Raw genomic sequence first — 14,642 nt, 5'->3', positions numbered from 1 at the left:
CGGGGAGGGAGCGGGTCCACGGCCTTTCCGCCTCCGCGGCGCCGCTTGCCCGCGTGCCTATCCTGGAGGCCATGAGCTCTGCGCACCGCTTCGACCGCGGCCACACCGACGACCTGTTGACCTACCTCGCCGCAAGTCCGTCGCCCTACCACGCGGTGGCCAACACCGCGGAGCGGCTGGAGAAGGCGGGTTTCCGCCAGGTCGCCGAGACCGATCCCTGGGACGCCACGGCCGGTGGCAGGTATGTCATCCGCGGCGGCGCCATCATCGCCTGGTACGTGCCCGAGGGCGCCACCCCGGCCACCCCGTTCCGGATCGCCGGTGCGCACACCGACTCCCCCAATCTGCGCGTCAAGCCGCTGCCGGACACCGGCTCGCACGGCTGGCGGCAGGTGGCCGTCGAGGTCTACGGCGGCATGCTGCTCAACTCCTGGCTCGACCGCGATCTGGGCCTGTCCGGCCGGATCACGCTGCGCGACGGCAGCAGCCGGCTGGTCCATGTGGACCGTCCGCTGCTGCGCGTACCGCAGCTGGCCATCCACCTGGACCGCAGCGTCAATGACGGCCTCCGGCTGGACAAACAGCGTCATATGACGCCGATTTGGGGCCTGGGGCCGGTGGACGAGGGCGCGCTGATCCGGTTTGTCGCCGAGGAGGCCGGGACCACCGCCGAGGAGGTCGTCGGCTGGGACCTGATGGCGCACAGCGTGGAGCCGCCCGCCTATCTGGGCCGGGACCGGGAGCTGGTGGCCGGGCCCCGGATGGACAACCTGCTGTCCGTGCACGCCGCCACGGCCGCGCTGACCGCCGCGGTGAGCGGTGAACAGCTGCCCTGCATCCCGGTGCTGGCCGCCTTCGACCACGAGGAGAACGGCAGCCAGTCCGACACCGGCGCGGAGAGCCCGCTGCTGGGCTCGGTGCTGGAACGCTCCGTCTACGCCCGTGGCGGCAGCTACGAGGACCGGGCACGGGCCTTCGCCGGCACCGTCTGCCTGTCCTCCGACACCGGCCATGTCGTCCACCCCAACTACCCCGAACGGCATGAGCCCGGGCATCTGCCGCTGCCCAACGGCGGCCCGCTGCTGAAGAGCAACGTCAACCAGCGCTATGCCACCGAGGGCACCGGCCGGGCCGTGTTCACCGCCGCCTGCGAGCGGGCGGGCGTGCCCTTCCAGCACTTTGTCTCCAACAACTCGGTGTCCTGCGGCACCACCATCGGCCCGATCACCGCGGCCCGGCACGGCATCGCCACGGTGGACATCGGGGTGGGACTGCTGTCCATGCACTCGGCCCGCGAGCTGTGCGGGGCGGACGATCCGTACCTGCTGGCCGCGGTGCTCACCGCCTTCCTGGAGGGTTGACGCGACGGTTCCCCCGGACTGCGGCATGATCTGGCCGTACCACCCGCAGCCATCCCATTCCGGGGGAACCTCCCATGAGCACCCGCACCCTGCGTACCGCGGCCGCCGCGCTGACCGCGATCGCCACCCTGACCCTCACCGCCTGTGGTGGCGGCGGCAGTTCAGACAACAAGGACAAGAGCACCAAGAGCGACAAGGCCGACTCGCAGACCGCGGACGGCGCCGACGGCGGTGAAGACGCCGGCGACGAGGGCGAGGACAGCGCCGCCAAGGGCGCGGCCAAGGGCGACGCCTGTACGCCCGCCGATGTGAAGATCGAGGCCAGGCAGGTCAGTTCGCCCGACCGGCACCTGCTGCTGGTGGCCACCGCCAAGAAGGCGTGCACCACCTACGGCTTCCCCTTCCTGCGCTTCGACCAGGACCAGGCCTCGGCGGCCTCGGTGGACCAGAGCAAGCCCGCCAAGCCGGTGAAGCTGGCCGCCGGCAAGTCCGCCTACGCGGGGGTGCGCACCTCCTCCGCGGACGGCTCCGGCGGCACCGGGCGGGACGCCAAGCAGCTGAACGTCGGCCTCCAGGCGGAGGGCGGCGACCCGGTGGAGGGCGGCGAGACCCAGGCCGCACTGCCCTCGGGTTCGCTGCATGTGGACGACTCCTCGCAGACCACCTACTGGCAGGACAGCGAGGCCGCCGCGCTCAAGTGGTAGCCGGCCACGGGTGGTTGGCCGGCCCGCCCCGGGGTAGCCGAAGGGGCGGCCGACCACTCGTGGAAGGAGTGCTCCCCATGGGCATGGCAGCCTGCATCGGTCTGATCACCGTCGGGGCGATCCTCACCTTCGCCGTCGACTGGCATATGCATGGCGTCAACGTCCACCTGGCGGGCCTGATCATGATGGTGGTGGGGTTCATCGGACTGAACGCCTATGTCGCCATCTACAAGCGCCGCCGGGTACAGCCACCGCCTCCGGCGGCCCCGGTGATCGAGGAGGACCACCGCTTCATACGCTGACCCCGGTCAGCCGTCGAGCCCCGCGAGCACCAGCGGCAGCCGCCCGGCACCGCCCACCGTCACCCGCACCGGAACTCCCCAGTCCTGCTGATGCACATGGCAGGCCGGGTATTCGTTGTCCGGGTCGTCATCACATGACGCGGCCATGGCCGAGATATGCAGCACTCCCTCGCCCACCCCGTCCGCCAGCACCAGCTCCCGGGCCAGTTCACTGCCCTTGCCCGCGCCCTCCGCCAGCAGCTCCGGCGGAGTGGCGCTGACCAGCAGCCGGGTGGACGGACCGTAGCGGGTGTCCAGCTTCTGCCCGGCCGGGGCCTGGAAGACCACCTCCAGCCGCAGCCGCCCGGGAGCCACCTCGGTGGCCTCACGGCGGGTGCGGTGGGCCACGCCCGCCACCCGTACCGCCTCCTCCGGCAGCCGCAGCCGGGTCAGCCGGTGCCGGGCCGACTCCACCACCACGATGTCCTCGCCCGCCAGCACCGCGTCCGAGGGCTCCCGGAGATCCGTGGCCAGCGTGCCGACCTGCCCGGTGGCCGGGTCATAGCGGCGCAGCGCGTGGTTGTAGGTGTCGGACACCGCCACCGAGCCGTCCGGCAGCGCGGTCACCCCCAGGGGGTGCTGGAACAGCGCCTGGCCGGCCTCCCCGTCCCGGTGCCCGAAGTCGAACAGCCCGGTGCCCACGGCCGTACGCACCGTGTAGTCCTCCCCGTCGCGCTCCACATACCGCAGCGCCGAGGTCTCCGAGTCGGCCACCCACAGCCGGTCCCCGGCCGCCGCCAGCCCGGAGGGCTGGGCGAACCAGGCCTCGGCGGCGGGCCCGTCCACCAGGCCCTCATTGGTGGTGCCCGCCGCCACCGCCACCGTCCCGGTCTCCTCGTCATACGTCCACAGCTGGTGCACCCCCGCCATGGCGATCCACACCCGGCCGGCGAACCAGGCCACGTCCCAGGGCGAGGACAGGTCCACCCCACGGGCGTCCCCGGCGGTCGCCGACCCCTGCCACCACTGCCGCCCGGTGCCGGCCACGGTGCGCACCGCCCCGGTCTCCGGGTCGAAGGTGCGCAGCGCATGGTTGACGGTGTCCGCCACGATCACCCGCCCGTCCGGCAGCAGCGCCAGGCCCTGCGGCTCGCTGAACCGGGCCGGCTCGTCCGTGAACCCGCGCTCCCCGGTGCCGATCCGCCGCCGCACCGCCTCGCCGTCCGCCTCCAGCTCCACCAGCTGGTGCCGGGTGGTGTCCGACACCAGGAAGGTGCCGCCCGGCAGCGCCAGCGCCTTCCCCGGGAACCGCAGCCCGCCCGCCACCGGCTCCGGCGCCACATAGGGCCCGTCCCCGCGCCGTAGCGTCCCCTTGGCCCCGTGCTCCGCCTCCAGCTCGCCGACCAGCTTCTCCAGGGCGTGCGCATGCCCCTCACCGGCGTGCTGGGCCACGATGTACCCCTCCGGGTCCACCACCACCAGGGTGGGCCAGGCCCGCACCGCGTACTGCTTCCAGGTGGCCAGCTCCGGGTCGTCCAGCACCGGATGGTGCACCTGGTAGCGCTCCACCGCGTCCACCACCGCCTGGTGGTCGGCCTCATGGACGAACTTGGGCGAGTGCACCCCGATCACCACGGTGGTGTCCCGGTGCTTCTCCTCCAGCTCCCGCAACTCGTCCAGGACATGCAGGCAGTTGACACAGCAGAAGGTCCAAAAATCGAGGATCACCACCTTGCCGCGCAACGCCGCGAGAGAGAGCTCCTCACCTCCGGTGTTGAGCCACCCGCCCTTTCCGGTCAGCTCGGGGGCACGGACTCGGGCACGGCGGGGGGTGGGTGCGGCGTTCATGCTTCCAGGGTGCCATTGGGGTGTGAACGGGGTGTCACGGGCGTTTGGCCTGTCGTCCCGCTCACCGAGACTGTCGGTTCATTCCCCGTCGGCCCAGAACCGGTGAAGCCTCTCCAGGGCCTCCTCCTTGTCCATGCCGGCAACCGTCGCGTCCGACAGTCCCACCCGGTGGATCAGCAGGTGCACCAGATCGGCGGGCAGTGACCGGCGCGGTGGCTCCGGAGCGCCTCGGTCAGGAAGACTGCCTCGCAATACGCAGTCCCAGAATGCATCTTCGGACACATCCAGTTGATCGCGGAGAATGTGCCGCCATATCGCGGCTCCATAGACCGTGCGGTCGGCCGGATGGGAGATCCTGGTGCGCAGCACCCGGCCGTCGTGGAGCGTCAGTTCATAGGTGAGGTGATGGGTGCCGGTACGCCCGCGTGCGTCCCGGACGCGCTTCCAGCCCTCGGTCTGGCAGAAGCGGTCGTGCCGTTCACGATTCGGCTGTGGCCAGGTCATGGGGCGTCACCCACCAGCCATTCGGTGAGCTGCCGGTCGTCACTGAGCTCGATCAGCTGCACAAGGCCCCAGTTGTCCTGGTGGTTGGGGGCGGTCCGCAACCTGTCCTGCCAGTCGTCGGCGTATTCGCGCAGTGCCTGGACCATCTCCGCTATGGCCTCGTCAAAGGTCGCGCCATCGGCGGCAACCGGAAGCCCCGGGAGGAAGACCGACCAGCCGCCGGCTTCGGCCACCACCTCCGCCTTGGAGGCAGTCACCAGCGAGAGAAAGCGCCGCAGTCGCTCGACGTCGACGATCGCGGCTCGTCCGGCGTCCCGGCGGACGGTGGCGACGCGGCCTTCCTCTGCGGCGTCCAGCAGGTCTTTCAGGTGGGCGCGGGCCTCGGTGTAGCTCTCGTAGTGCACTGCCGACATGGGAGCCTCCTTCTGCGCCTGCTCCCAGGCTGCGCCAAGAAGCGAAGTACGTCAAGTACGTGACGTACTCAGCCCCGCCCCGGGGCCAGGTCCGCCATGAGGATCTCCTCGCCGTAGCCCGCCTCGGCCAGCACCTCGCCCCAGAGGTCGACGATCAGTGAGTGACCGGCCCGCGGGACGCCGCGCGGATGCCGGCAATGCCACGGCGGGGGCGCCCAGACAAGGGGCCCGCCGGGGCCTCAGGCGTGCGCCTCCCGCAGATGCCTGCCCATGAGCACGATGCAGTCGCTGACCCTGCTCGCATCGCCCTGTTCGAACGCGGCCGCGCGCTCTGCCTTGATCCGGGCGCACTCGGCGCAGCGGTCGCCCTCGGCGGGTGCGCAACGGGGGCACCCACAGGGCGGGAAGGCACCGCTCGCGCGCTCCCCGGTGGCCTCTTTGGTCGCCGGTACCTGCACGGTCGGGCCCCAGGTGCGGCCGGTGTCCCGGGACACGCGCATCGTCATCTTCACGGGCCGCTGGGCGCCCTGTTGTTGCTCAGTCATGCGATTCACCGGCTCCTTGTGTCGTCCGCATGACGACACGCTAGGAAGCGCGGGTTCCAGGCTCCCAGGAGCTTCTACGAGATTGCAGGGCAGTTACCGGAGCGCATCCATGGTTGCCGTGATCAGTGCGCGTGCCCTCGCCCCGTAGACGGCAAGGCCGGCCAAGTCGGCGAAGGCGTCCGCGTACATGGCGATCTCGCTCGGCTGGGTGATCGTGAGATAGCCGGACACCAACTCGACGTTGACCTGTGCCGTGTCGTAGATCCAGAACCCCTCCACCGGCATGCGCGTTCGGTCTGGCCGGTCGCGGACAACGCCCAGGCTGATATTGGGCAATTGGCCGACCGCCAGTAGGTGCTCAAGCTGTTCACGCTGCACATCCGCGCCCCCGAGGGAGTTACGGAGGGCCGTCTCCTCCAAGAGAAAGGCGAAGCACCTTTGCCCCTCGTACAGCACCCGCTGCCGCTCCATACGGACGGCCACCGCGTCGGCCACGTCGTCGACCGCAACCCGGCGTCGCTGCACCGCGCGCAGCACGGCCTCGGTGTAGTCGTAGGTCTGAATGAGGCCGGGGACAAAGTTCGGCGAGTAGGCACGGAATCGCCGGGTGCGCTCATACAGCGGGAGGACCGACTCCTGAGCATGCCGCAATCCGGTGCGCTCCATGCGATGCCAGTGCAGCCACATTCCCTCGACAGCACGCAGGGAAGCGATCAAGTCGTCTGTCTGATCCTCACGGCCACACGCCCGGCACCATGCACGGATATCGTCAGCGCTCGGCGCGGTCTTCGCTGTTGATATCCGGGATACCTTGGACGGGTGCCAGCCGCACGCCGCCGCAAGTTGTTTGCCTTCCAGGCCGGCGTCCCGGCACATCTCGCGGAGACGGTCCGCAAGGACCTGCCGGGCCGCCTGGACACTGGACGATGACGAAGCTGCCATGGTTCAGACGGGCTTGTACTCCTCGTGCGGAATCGCGCGTTGCCACACAGCCTCGAACGCATCGGCGCACAGCTTGATCACTCGCGGGTCACCGATAGGTTCGGGCCCGGCCGACGCCCCTTCGCCCGTGAAGTGGTTGAACTTCCCGTGCTCGCCGTCGAAGATCCAGAAGTCGTTGCCGGGCAGCGCGATGTCCGAGGCGCGACGCCGGGGCAGCCAGCGCACCTGTTCACCGCCGGCGAGGTTGACCTGTGGGGTCACGTCGTATTCGAACCGGCAGTAATCCGAGAGAGGTTCGCTGACAATCCGGGCACGGCGCACAACCACCCCGCGCGATGTCGCCTCCCGCATCAGATCGGTCCACGCCTGGTAGGCAGCGACCGCATCGGATACGCGGCCCTCTTGCCATGCGATGAACGCGGGGTCATCCCGGATGTAGCTGTCTCGCATCTCCAAGTGCACAGCGCTCTTGGTGACTTGAGACCACTCCTGCTCAAGCGTCGTTGCCACCGCTCGCCTCATCCTCACTGTCAGGCCGAGGGATGTACTGGATCATGATTTTCGGGAGCCTGACGATCGCTTCGTGATCCGGAACTTCCGTCCCATGACCGGGGATCGAACCAACCTCTTGGCACGCCTTCACTTCCTCTTCCGTGGCAAGGTACGACTGGATCAGCAGATCCCCGCTGCCCTCGTCCAGCCAGATCGTCGGAGACTCGTTGCCGGGCGTGTTAGGGATGATCCCAAGGAACCGCAGCTTCATGCCTGCCCACTCCCTGTGTCGACGTGATTGCGACCGGTTGCACGACCATCGCGCGTTCAGTGGAGGGCGTCAAGGGTGCCTACTGGCCAGCGACTTACGGCACAAGCCGTCTACTTCCGCCTGGCCACCGCCAAAAGGGGCGTCAACGCCGCAAAGCGGCACCGTAGCAACGGTGCCGCCCCAGTTGTCAGCAGCTCACAGCTCAGCGGTGGCAGCTCGCCGGGAGTTCGGGGAACGCGAGCGTGCCCGGGCGGTGGTGGCCGCCCTCGAAGTTGAGGACCAGCTTGGGGTGCTTGGTGTTGGCGTCAACGATCTTGGCCATAAAGCCGTAGCTCTTGGGAAGCACCGGGTGCTTGCGGTCCAGCCAGATGGTGAACCGCTTGTGGTTCTCCCCGTAGAGGAAGGTGGCGTGCGGGCCGTTGAGGTCCGTCTTCAGCACCGTGATGGTGTAGGCGGCGGTGCCTACCTCCTTGGTCACCTGGCAGTTGGGGACGGGCTTGACGCGCTGCGCGGTGATCTTGCCGGTGCGGGCGTCCAGCTTGATCAGCCACTGGCCGTGCCGGTAGACCGGGTACTTGGCGCCCAGGACCGCCAGCTCGGCATTTCTGGGGGAGACGATGACCGCGGTAAAGCTGTGGGCCGACATCCGGTAGATGATGGCCTTGTTGCCGTCGGGGAGCTTCTGCTCGGTGCGTGCGTGGCCACTGGCCGAGGCCGGGGCCGCGTCCGCCGCGAAGGCGGCGGAGACGGGGGCGAGGACCGCGCCCGCGAGGGCGGCGGTGGCGAGGGTGACGCGCAGGGCGGTACGGCGACGAGACATGCATGGCTCCTGAGTGATCAGCGCCTGAGGGACAGGGGTCCGCATGCCGCTTTCCTCAGCTGTGATGCGAGTGAGTTGGCGGGGCTGCTGAGGAAGAAGCTATGGACCGGGTATGAGCGCACCATCCGGCTGATGTCACCAAATCGCTACAGAGAGCGGAACGTTGGAATCCGGCCGGCCCGTCCGGCTACCGCCCCAGCACCCGGTCCCGCAGCACCGGAAACTCCTCCCGGACGCGGGCGACCCGCTCCGGGTCCAGGTCCACCGTGAGGATCTCCTCGCCATGGCCCGCCTCGGCCAGCACCTCCCCCCAGGGGTCGACCACGATGCTGTGACCCGCCTGCGGAACGCCCGCATGGGTGCCCGCGGTGCCGCAGGCCAGGACATGGCACTGGTTTTCCACGGCCCGGGCGCGGGCCAGCAGGGTCCAGTGGTCGCGGCGGCGCTCGGGCCAGCCGGCCGGGATGACCACGGTCTGGGCGCCGGCATCGGTCAGGGCGCGGAAGACTTCGGGGAAGCGCAGGTCGTAGCAGGTGGCCAGGCCCAGCACGGTCTCGGGGAGGGCAGCGGTGACGGGGGTGGTGCCGGCGCTCATCAGCACCGCCTCGCCACGGTCGAAACCAAAGCGGTGGATCTTCCGGTAGCGGGCGGCGAGTTGACCCTCGGGGGAGAAGAGGAGGGAGGTGTTGTAGAGGGCGCCATCGGGGGCGCGTTCGACGATGGAGCCCGTGTGCAGCCAGACTCCGGCCCGGTGGGCGGCAGTTGACATCGCGGCGGCGGTCGGGCCGTCCAGCGGCTCGGCCTCGGCGGCGAAGCGGTCGAAGGCGAAGGCGCCCACCGGCCACAGTTCGGGCAGCACCACAAGGTCGCTGCCGTGCTGGTCAAGGACCAGGGCGGCGGCCCGGGAACGGCGGGCGTCGGGAGTCTCGTCCTCGGTCACGGCGAGCTGGATCAGGGAGGCGCGCACAGTACCACCGCTCTCGGTAGGGGAAACCTCTGCCGGTCCGACCGGGCGCAGCGTAACTTAAGCCAAGGAGCATGCGATTGAGAGCACGAGGGGCCATTGTGACCGTCCACCCAAGTCTGCAGCCCGCCATCGACGCCTGGGCCCACTCCATCGAGGCCATCAACGATCTGGTAAAGCCGCTCGTGGAGAGTGACTGGAACCGGCCCACCGAGTGCCCCGGCTGGTCCGTGCGCGACATCGTCTCCCATGTGATCGGCGTCGAGTGCGAAATGCTCGGCGAGCCAAGGCCGATACACACCCTGCCGCGTGATCTGTTCCATGTGGACAGCGAGTTCAGCCGGTATATCGAGGTGCAGGTCGATGTGCGGCGCTGTCATACGGCGTTGGAGATGACCTCGGAGCTGGAGTACACCGTCATCCGCCGGTCGCGGCAGCTGCGCAATGAGAGCCGCTCGCCGCAGACGCCGGTGTGCTGGCCGCTGGGGACGGGCAACGAGCGTACGCTCGCACAGGTGTTGACCACGCGGGCCTTCGATGTGTGGGTGCACGAGCAGGATCTGCGGCGGGCGCTGGGCGTGCCCGGCAACCTGGACTCGCCGGGCGGGCAGCTGACCCGGGATGTGCTGCTGGGCGCGCTGCCGAGGGTGGTGGCCGAGGACGCGGGCGCGCCGGCCGGTGCCACGGTGGCCTTCGATGTGCACGGTCCGCTGGAGTTCCTGCGCACGGTGCGGGTGGACGAGCAGGGCCAGGGCTCGGTGGACGCCAGTGTCTCGCTGGGCCCCACGGTGGCCTTCTCGCTGGACTGGGAGACCTATCTGCGGCTGGCCTGCGGCCGGGTGCGGCCGCAGGCGGTGGCCGACCAGGTGAAGGTGGAGGGGGACGGCCGGCTGGCGGGGGCGATTCTCGCCGAGTTCACCGTCACCCCGTAGGGGTCAGGCCATGAGGTCACGGGCGGGGACATGCACCGTCTCCACCCGGGAGGCCACCACCCGTTCCCGCTCCCGGCGTTCGGCCTGTCCGCGCAGCCGCAGGATCTGGCTCAGGCCCAGCGCCTGGATGACAAACACGGTGGCGAAGGCGGCCCGGTAGTCCTGGCCGGTGGCGTCCAGCAGGATGCCGATGGCCAGCAGGGTGGTGATGGAGGCGGTGAAGCCGCCCATGTTGACGATGCCGGAAGCGGTGCCCTGGCGCTCCGGCGGGTTGGCGGGCCGGGCGAAGTCGAAGCCGATCATCGAGGCGGGCCCACAGGCGCCCAGCGCCGCGCACAGGGCGACCAGCAGCCCCATCGGGGCGTGCCCGGGCCAGCCGAGCGCGGCCGCCCAGAGCAGGGCGGTGACCGCCACGGTGCCCAGCGCCAGCGGCAGCCGGGCGTCATGGTGCCGGGCCACGATCTGTCCGTAGACCAGGCCGACGGCCATGTTCACCAGGACGACCAGGGTGAGCAGGGCGCCCGCGGTCCCCCGGGACAGGCCCTGTGCCTGGACCAGATAGGGCATCCCCCACAGCAGCAGGAACACCATGGCCGGGAACTGGGTGGTGAAGTGCACCCACAGGCCGAGCCGGGTGCCGGGCTCCTGCCAGGCGAGGGCTATCTGGCGGCGTACCCGGCTCCCGTCGGCATGCGCCACGGGCGCCGGCTCATGCCCCTCGGGGTGGTCCTGGAGGAAGGCCAGCAGCAGCACCAGCACCACCACTCCGGCCACCGCACTGCCCGCGAAGGTGGCGGTCCAGCCCCGGGCGTGCAGCAGATCGGCCAGCAGCAGGGTGGAGACCAGGTTGCCGGCCATCCCGAACAGCGCCGCCACCTGAGCGATCATCGGGCCGTACCGGACGGGGAACCAGCGCGAGCCCAGCCGCAGCACGCTGATGAAGGTCATGGCGTCTCCGCAGCCGAGCAGGGCGCGGCTGGCCAGTGCCATGCCATAGGTGTGGGAGAAGGCGAAGGCGAACTGCCCGGCGGTGAACAGCACCGCGCCCATGGCCAGCACCTTCTTGGTGCCCAGCCGGTCGACCAGCAGGCCGACGGGTATCTGCATGCCGGCGTAGACCAGCAGCTGGAGGATGGAGAAGGTGGACAGCGCGGAGGCGCTGACCTGGAAGCGGCGGGCGGCGTCCAGGCCGGCCACGCCCAGGCTGGTGCGGAAGATGATGGCGACAAAGTAGACGGCGACGCCCAGCCCCCATACCAACACCGCCCGGCGGCCGCCGGGCGGGTCGTTGGGGAGGGTGGCGGTGCTCATCGGGCTTCCCCCTGGGCCAGGTTGCGCACCCAGCTCACATGGCGGTCCACGATCCCGGTGGCCGCCTCGGCGTCCCCGTTCCGCAGGGCGGTCAGGATCTCGGTGTGTTCGGCGATGTTCTTGGCGATCCGGTCGGGGTGGGCGTGCATCACCGCCACCCCCATCCGCAGCTGGCGGTCGCGCAGTTGGTCGTAGAGCCGGGAGAGGATCTGGTTGCCCGCGTTGCGCACGATCTCGGCGTGGAAGGCCCGGTCGCTGACCGAGACCGCGGCCAGGTCACCCGCCTCGGCCTGCCGCCGCATATCGTCCACCAGCTCTTCCAGGCGCCTGATCAGCGCCGGCGGCGCGGGCACCGCCTTGGCCGCGGCGTGCTTCTCCACCAGCAGCCGGGTCTCCACCACATCGGAGATCTCCTGGGCGGACACGGCAAGCACAAGCGCCCCCTTCTTGGGATAGAGCTTGAGCAGTCCCTCGCCCTCCAGCCTGAGCAGCGCCTCCCGGACGGGGGTCCGGGACACCCCCACGGCCTCGGCCAGACCACCCTCGGTCAATAGCGTGCCGCCCTCGTAACGCCGGTGCAGGACGGCCTCCTTGACATGCGCGTAGACGCGCTCGGCGGCCGGTGGCTGTCTGTCCTGGACGGTGGGAGCGGAAGGCATGCGCACAGCATAGATACAACACAGATGCCTGATGAGACCCTGTCCGCGATCCGGACGGCGCCTGGTACGGACCGGTGCGCGAGCTCAGTCGGTCAGCGGGGTGATAAAGACAAAGCGCAGATCGGGGCGCTGTATGGGCAGCAGCACATGGCTGGCCACGCTGATCTCCGTATGGCCGTGGTACGGCAGGCACAGGCGGAAGACATGGCCGTCCCGGTGCTCCACCACATCGTGTTCCTCGGACCAGATGCGCCGGCAGTCCGCGTCGGCGTCCAGGATCTCCCGTACCAGCGCGCGCAGTTCGGCGTTCTCCGGGTCACTGTTGGCCGCCACCCGCAGCATCGCCAGGTACTGCCGGGCGCAGTTGTCCTCCCAGTCGAGCATCTGCTCGCGGGCCTCGGGGTGCAGCAGCGCCCAGCGCATCAGATTGGGCGCGGGGCGCAGCACCCAGGGGAACCACTCGCCCATCAGGGCATTGGCGGCCACCACATTCCAGGCGGTGTCGGAGAGGTAGCAGGGGTAGCTCACCTGCTGCTGGAGCAGGCTGCGCACACCCGCCGGCAGCTCCTCGCAGGGCCGGACGGGCGTGCCGGGCGGGCGGCGGCCGGTGACCGCCAGAAAGAGGGTCAGCGTCTCGGCGTCACTGAGCCGCAGCGCCTGGGCGACCCGGGCCAGGAAGCTCTCGGAGAAGTCCCGGCGGCGGCCGGCCTCCAGGGCCCGGTACCAGCCCTCGCTGACGCCCGTCATCCGGGCGACATGCGCCTGGGACAGCCGTCTGCCCGGCCGGGGCTGTACCCAGCGCAGCTCGGGCAAGGTGCGTGCGTCGATCCGGGTCCGCCAGGCACGCAGCAGGCGACTGATGGAATCGCCCTGGTGCTCCACGGTCCCTCCAGAAACCGACACTGAAAGTGTCGGCCAATCTTAAGTAAATTGCCGCACACGGGCCATTCCACCCCCTGCCAGGGTGGTGTCCCGAGGCCGCTCCGCAACACGGACCAGGGCCCGGACGCTGCTTGGGCTCCTCACGGGAGGGGGGTGAGGAGACAGCGCGCCGGGCCCTCTTCCGTAGGACGGTCAGCCCCAGGTCAGCAGCCGCTTGGGGTGCTCCAGTACGGCCGCGAGGTCCGCCAGCACCTTGGAGCCCAGCTCACCGTCGACCAGGCGGTGGTCGAAGGAGAGCGCCAGCGTGGTGACATGGCGGGGCTTGACCTTGCCCTTGTGCACCCACGGCTGGAGCTTGATGGCGCCGAGGGCCAGGATGGCGGACTCGCCCGGGTTGAGGATGGGCGTACCCGTGTCGACGCCGAACACACCGACATTGGTGATGGTGACCGTGCCGCCCTGCATATCGGCGGGCGCGGTCTTCCCCTCCCGGGCGGTGGCCACCAAGTCGGCCAGTGAGGTGGCCAGTTCGGCCAGCGTCTTGGCGCCGGCGTCCTTGATGTTGGGCACGATCAGCCCGCGCGGGGTGGCCGCGGCGATGCCCAGGTTCACATAGTCCTTGCGGACGATCTCCTGGTTGGCCTCGTCCCAGGCCGCGTTGACGTCCGGGTTCCGCTTGATCGCCAGCAGCAGCGCCTTGGCCACGATCAGCAGCGGGTTGATCCGCAGCCCGGCCAAGTCCGGGTCTTCCTTGAGCTGTTGGACCAGCTTCATGGTGCGCGTGACATCCACGGTGATGAACTCCGTGACATGCGGCGCGGTGAAGGCGCTGGCCACCATGGCCTGGGCGGTGGCCTTGCGGACGCCCTTGACCGGGATGCGGGTCTCGCGGAGCTCGCTTACGGGGGTGGCGGGCGCGGTCTCGGCCACCGGGGCGGGTGCGGCCGCCTGCTGGCTGGCGGCGTGCACATCGTCGCGGGTGACGACGCCGCCGGGGCCGGTGGGGGTGACGGTCGCCAGGTCGATGCCAAGGTCCTTGGCAAGCTTGCGCACGGGGGGCTTGGCGAGGGGGCGCTCGGCCGTGGCGCTGAGCGCAGCTATGGCGCGTACGGTGGCCGAACCTGCCTGCCCGACCTGCGGTACGGCCGCGCCCGCGCCGGTGCCGACTCCGGCGGGTGTGACAGCCGGGGCGCCGGCAACGACCCCGCCCGGCCCGGCGGCCGGAGCCGCCGCGTGGCCGTTGAGCTCCGCCTGGATGCCGGCGGCCACGGCCGAACCCGACTTGTCCGGCTGCGACTTGCGCGGCCTGCGCTTGGTGGAGGAGGGGGCGGCACCGTACCCGACCAGTACGGCCTGGCGGCCCTGCGTCCCGGCCGTCTCCGCATGCGCGGCCGGCTCGGCCGGCGGCGGCACCGCCGCCGAGGCGTCCGGCTTGCCCTGCCCCGCGTCCGCGCCCGGCTGGGTGTCCACGGCGATGATCGGCACGCCGACGTCCACCGTCGTGCCCTCCTCGAAACGCAGCTCGTGCACCACCCCGTCAAAGGGGATGGGCAGTTCCACGGCCGCCTTGGCGGTCTCCACCTCGCAGACCACCTGGCCGTCGGAGACGGTGTCCCCCACGGCCACGTACCACTTGAGAATCTCGGCCTCGGTGAGCCCCTCGCCCACGTCGGGCATCTTGAACTCGCGGAAGCGCTCGCTGCTCGCAGTCAT

The 14,642-nt window shown here is 70.2% G+C and carries 17 protein-coding genes and 1 pseudogene; 4 read left to right on the top strand and 14 right to left on the bottom strand.

Annotated elements, in window-relative coordinates:
• Positions 1–71 precede the first annotated feature (71 nt).
• The 3 genes from ACIHFE_RS15685 (at position 72) to ACIHFE_RS15675 (ending at position 2,367) form a co-directional block, all read left to right on the top strand.
• Positions 72–1,361 carry a M18 family aminopeptidase gene (locus ACIHFE_RS15685; protein WP_400106712.1) on the top strand — a complete coding sequence of 430 codons (1,290 nt, stop codon included), beginning with the start codon at positions 72–74 and terminating at the stop codon, positions 1,359–1,361.
• Positions 1,362–1,435: 74 nt separating this feature from the next.
• Positions 1,436–2,065, top strand: coding sequence for a DUF4232 domain-containing protein (locus tag ACIHFE_RS15680; protein ID WP_400106710.1), 630 nt, complete (start codon positions 1,436–1,438; stop codon positions 2,063–2,065).
• Between the two features lie 77 nt (positions 2,066–2,142).
• The gene (locus tag ACIHFE_RS15675) at positions 2,143–2,367 is read left to right on the top strand and encodes a hypothetical protein (RefSeq protein ID WP_400106708.1); all 225 of its coding nucleotides are present in this window, start codon (positions 2,143–2,145) and stop codon (positions 2,365–2,367) included.
• A gap of 6 nt (positions 2,368–2,373) precedes the next feature.
• On the opposite strand, the gene ACIHFE_RS15670 is transcribed toward ACIHFE_RS15675, so the two are convergent.
• The 10 genes and pseudogenes from ACIHFE_RS15670 to ACIHFE_RS15625 all read right to left on the bottom strand — a co-directional run bounded on the left by ACIHFE_RS15670 (position 2,374) and on the right by ACIHFE_RS15625 (position 9,148).
• Positions 2,374–4,194 carry an NHL domain-containing thioredoxin family protein gene (locus ACIHFE_RS15670; RefSeq protein ID WP_400106707.1) on the bottom strand — a complete coding sequence of 607 codons (1,821 nt, stop codon included), beginning with the start codon at positions 4,192–4,194 and terminating at the stop codon, positions 2,374–2,376.
• A 78-nt stretch (positions 4,195–4,272) separates the two neighbouring features.
• Positions 4,273–4,698 (bottom strand): cytotoxic translational repressor of toxin-antitoxin stability system, encoded by a 426-nt coding sequence (locus ACIHFE_RS15665; RefSeq protein ID WP_400106705.1) that lies wholly within the window; start codon positions 4,696–4,698, stop codon positions 4,273–4,275.
• On the bottom strand, positions 4,695–5,111 hold the full coding sequence (locus ACIHFE_RS15660) for a prevent-host-death protein (protein WP_400106703.1): 417 nt from the start codon (positions 5,109–5,111) through the stop codon (positions 4,695–4,697). Before ACIHFE_RS15660 ends, ACIHFE_RS15665 begins: the two co-directional genes overlap by 4 nt.
• 68 nt (positions 5,112–5,179) lie before the next feature.
• Positions 5,180–5,293 (bottom strand): annotated as a pseudogene (locus ACIHFE_RS15655) (carbon-nitrogen family hydrolase); the annotation flags it as partial.
• Positions 5,294–5,350: 57 nt separating this feature from the next.
• Entirely contained in the window at positions 5,351–5,656 is a 306-nt protein-coding gene (locus tag ACIHFE_RS15650; RefSeq protein WP_400106701.1) for a hypothetical protein, read from the bottom strand.
• A 93-nt stretch (positions 5,657–5,749) separates the two neighbouring features.
• A complete protein-coding gene (locus ACIHFE_RS15645; protein ID WP_400106699.1) occupies positions 5,750–6,598 on the bottom strand; it encodes a helix-turn-helix domain-containing protein in 849 nt (282 codons plus the stop codon).
• A 3-nt stretch (positions 6,599–6,601) separates the two neighbouring features.
• Positions 6,602–7,108 (bottom strand): DUF6879 family protein, encoded by a 507-nt coding sequence (locus tag ACIHFE_RS15640; RefSeq protein WP_400106697.1) that lies wholly within the window; start codon positions 7,106–7,108, stop codon positions 6,602–6,604.
• Complete coding sequence (locus tag ACIHFE_RS15635) at positions 7,092–7,361, bottom strand: hypothetical protein (protein ID WP_400106695.1); 270 nt, start codon at positions 7,359–7,361, stop codon at positions 7,092–7,094. The genes ACIHFE_RS15640 and ACIHFE_RS15635 overlap by 17 nt, the downstream gene beginning before the upstream one ends.
• A 202-nt stretch (positions 7,362–7,563) precedes the next feature.
• Positions 7,564–8,181 carry a hypothetical protein gene (locus tag ACIHFE_RS15630; protein WP_400106694.1) on the bottom strand — a complete coding sequence of 206 codons (618 nt, stop codon included), beginning with the start codon at positions 8,179–8,181 and terminating at the stop codon, positions 7,564–7,566.
• 187 nt (positions 8,182–8,368) lie between these two features.
• A complete protein-coding gene (locus tag ACIHFE_RS15625) occupies positions 8,369–9,148 on the bottom strand; it encodes a carbon-nitrogen family hydrolase (RefSeq protein ID WP_400106692.1) in 780 nt (259 codons plus the stop codon).
• 98 nt (positions 9,149–9,246) lie between these two features.
• On the opposite strand from ACIHFE_RS15625, the gene ACIHFE_RS15620 reads away from it, so the two are divergent.
• Positions 9,247–10,077, top strand: a complete 831-nt coding sequence (locus tag ACIHFE_RS15620) for a maleylpyruvate isomerase family mycothiol-dependent enzyme (protein ID WP_400107019.1) — start codon at positions 9,247–9,249, stop codon at positions 10,075–10,077.
• A gap of 3 nt (positions 10,078–10,080) precedes the next feature.
• On the opposite strand, the gene ACIHFE_RS15615 is transcribed toward ACIHFE_RS15620, so the two are convergent.
• The 4 genes from ACIHFE_RS15615 to ACIHFE_RS15600 form a co-directional block, all read right to left on the bottom strand.
• Positions 10,081–11,388, bottom strand: a complete 1,308-nt coding sequence (locus ACIHFE_RS15615; protein WP_400106690.1) for a nitrate/nitrite transporter — start codon at positions 11,386–11,388, stop codon at positions 10,081–10,083.
• Positions 11,385–12,047 (bottom strand): GntR family transcriptional regulator, encoded by a 663-nt coding sequence (locus ACIHFE_RS15610; protein WP_400106688.1) that lies wholly within the window; start codon positions 12,045–12,047, stop codon positions 11,385–11,387. Before ACIHFE_RS15610 ends, ACIHFE_RS15615 begins: the two co-directional genes overlap by 4 nt.
• Positions 12,048–12,131: 84 nt before the next feature.
• Entirely contained in the window at positions 12,132–12,929 is a 798-nt protein-coding gene (locus ACIHFE_RS15605) for a helix-turn-helix domain-containing protein (protein ID WP_400106686.1), read from the bottom strand.
• Positions 12,930–13,121: 192 nt separating this feature from the next.
• Positions 13,122–14,642 (bottom strand): dihydrolipoamide acetyltransferase family protein, encoded by a 1,521-nt coding sequence (locus tag ACIHFE_RS15600; RefSeq protein WP_400106684.1) that lies wholly within the window; start codon positions 14,640–14,642, stop codon positions 13,122–13,124.

The sequence above is a fragment of the Streptomyces sp. NPDC052396 genome (genome assembly GCF_044593195.1).
Taxonomy (GTDB): domain Bacteria; phylum Actinomycetota; class Actinomycetes; order Streptomycetales; family Streptomycetaceae; genus Streptomyces.
This window is presented reverse-complemented; position numbering and strand designations above follow the sequence as displayed.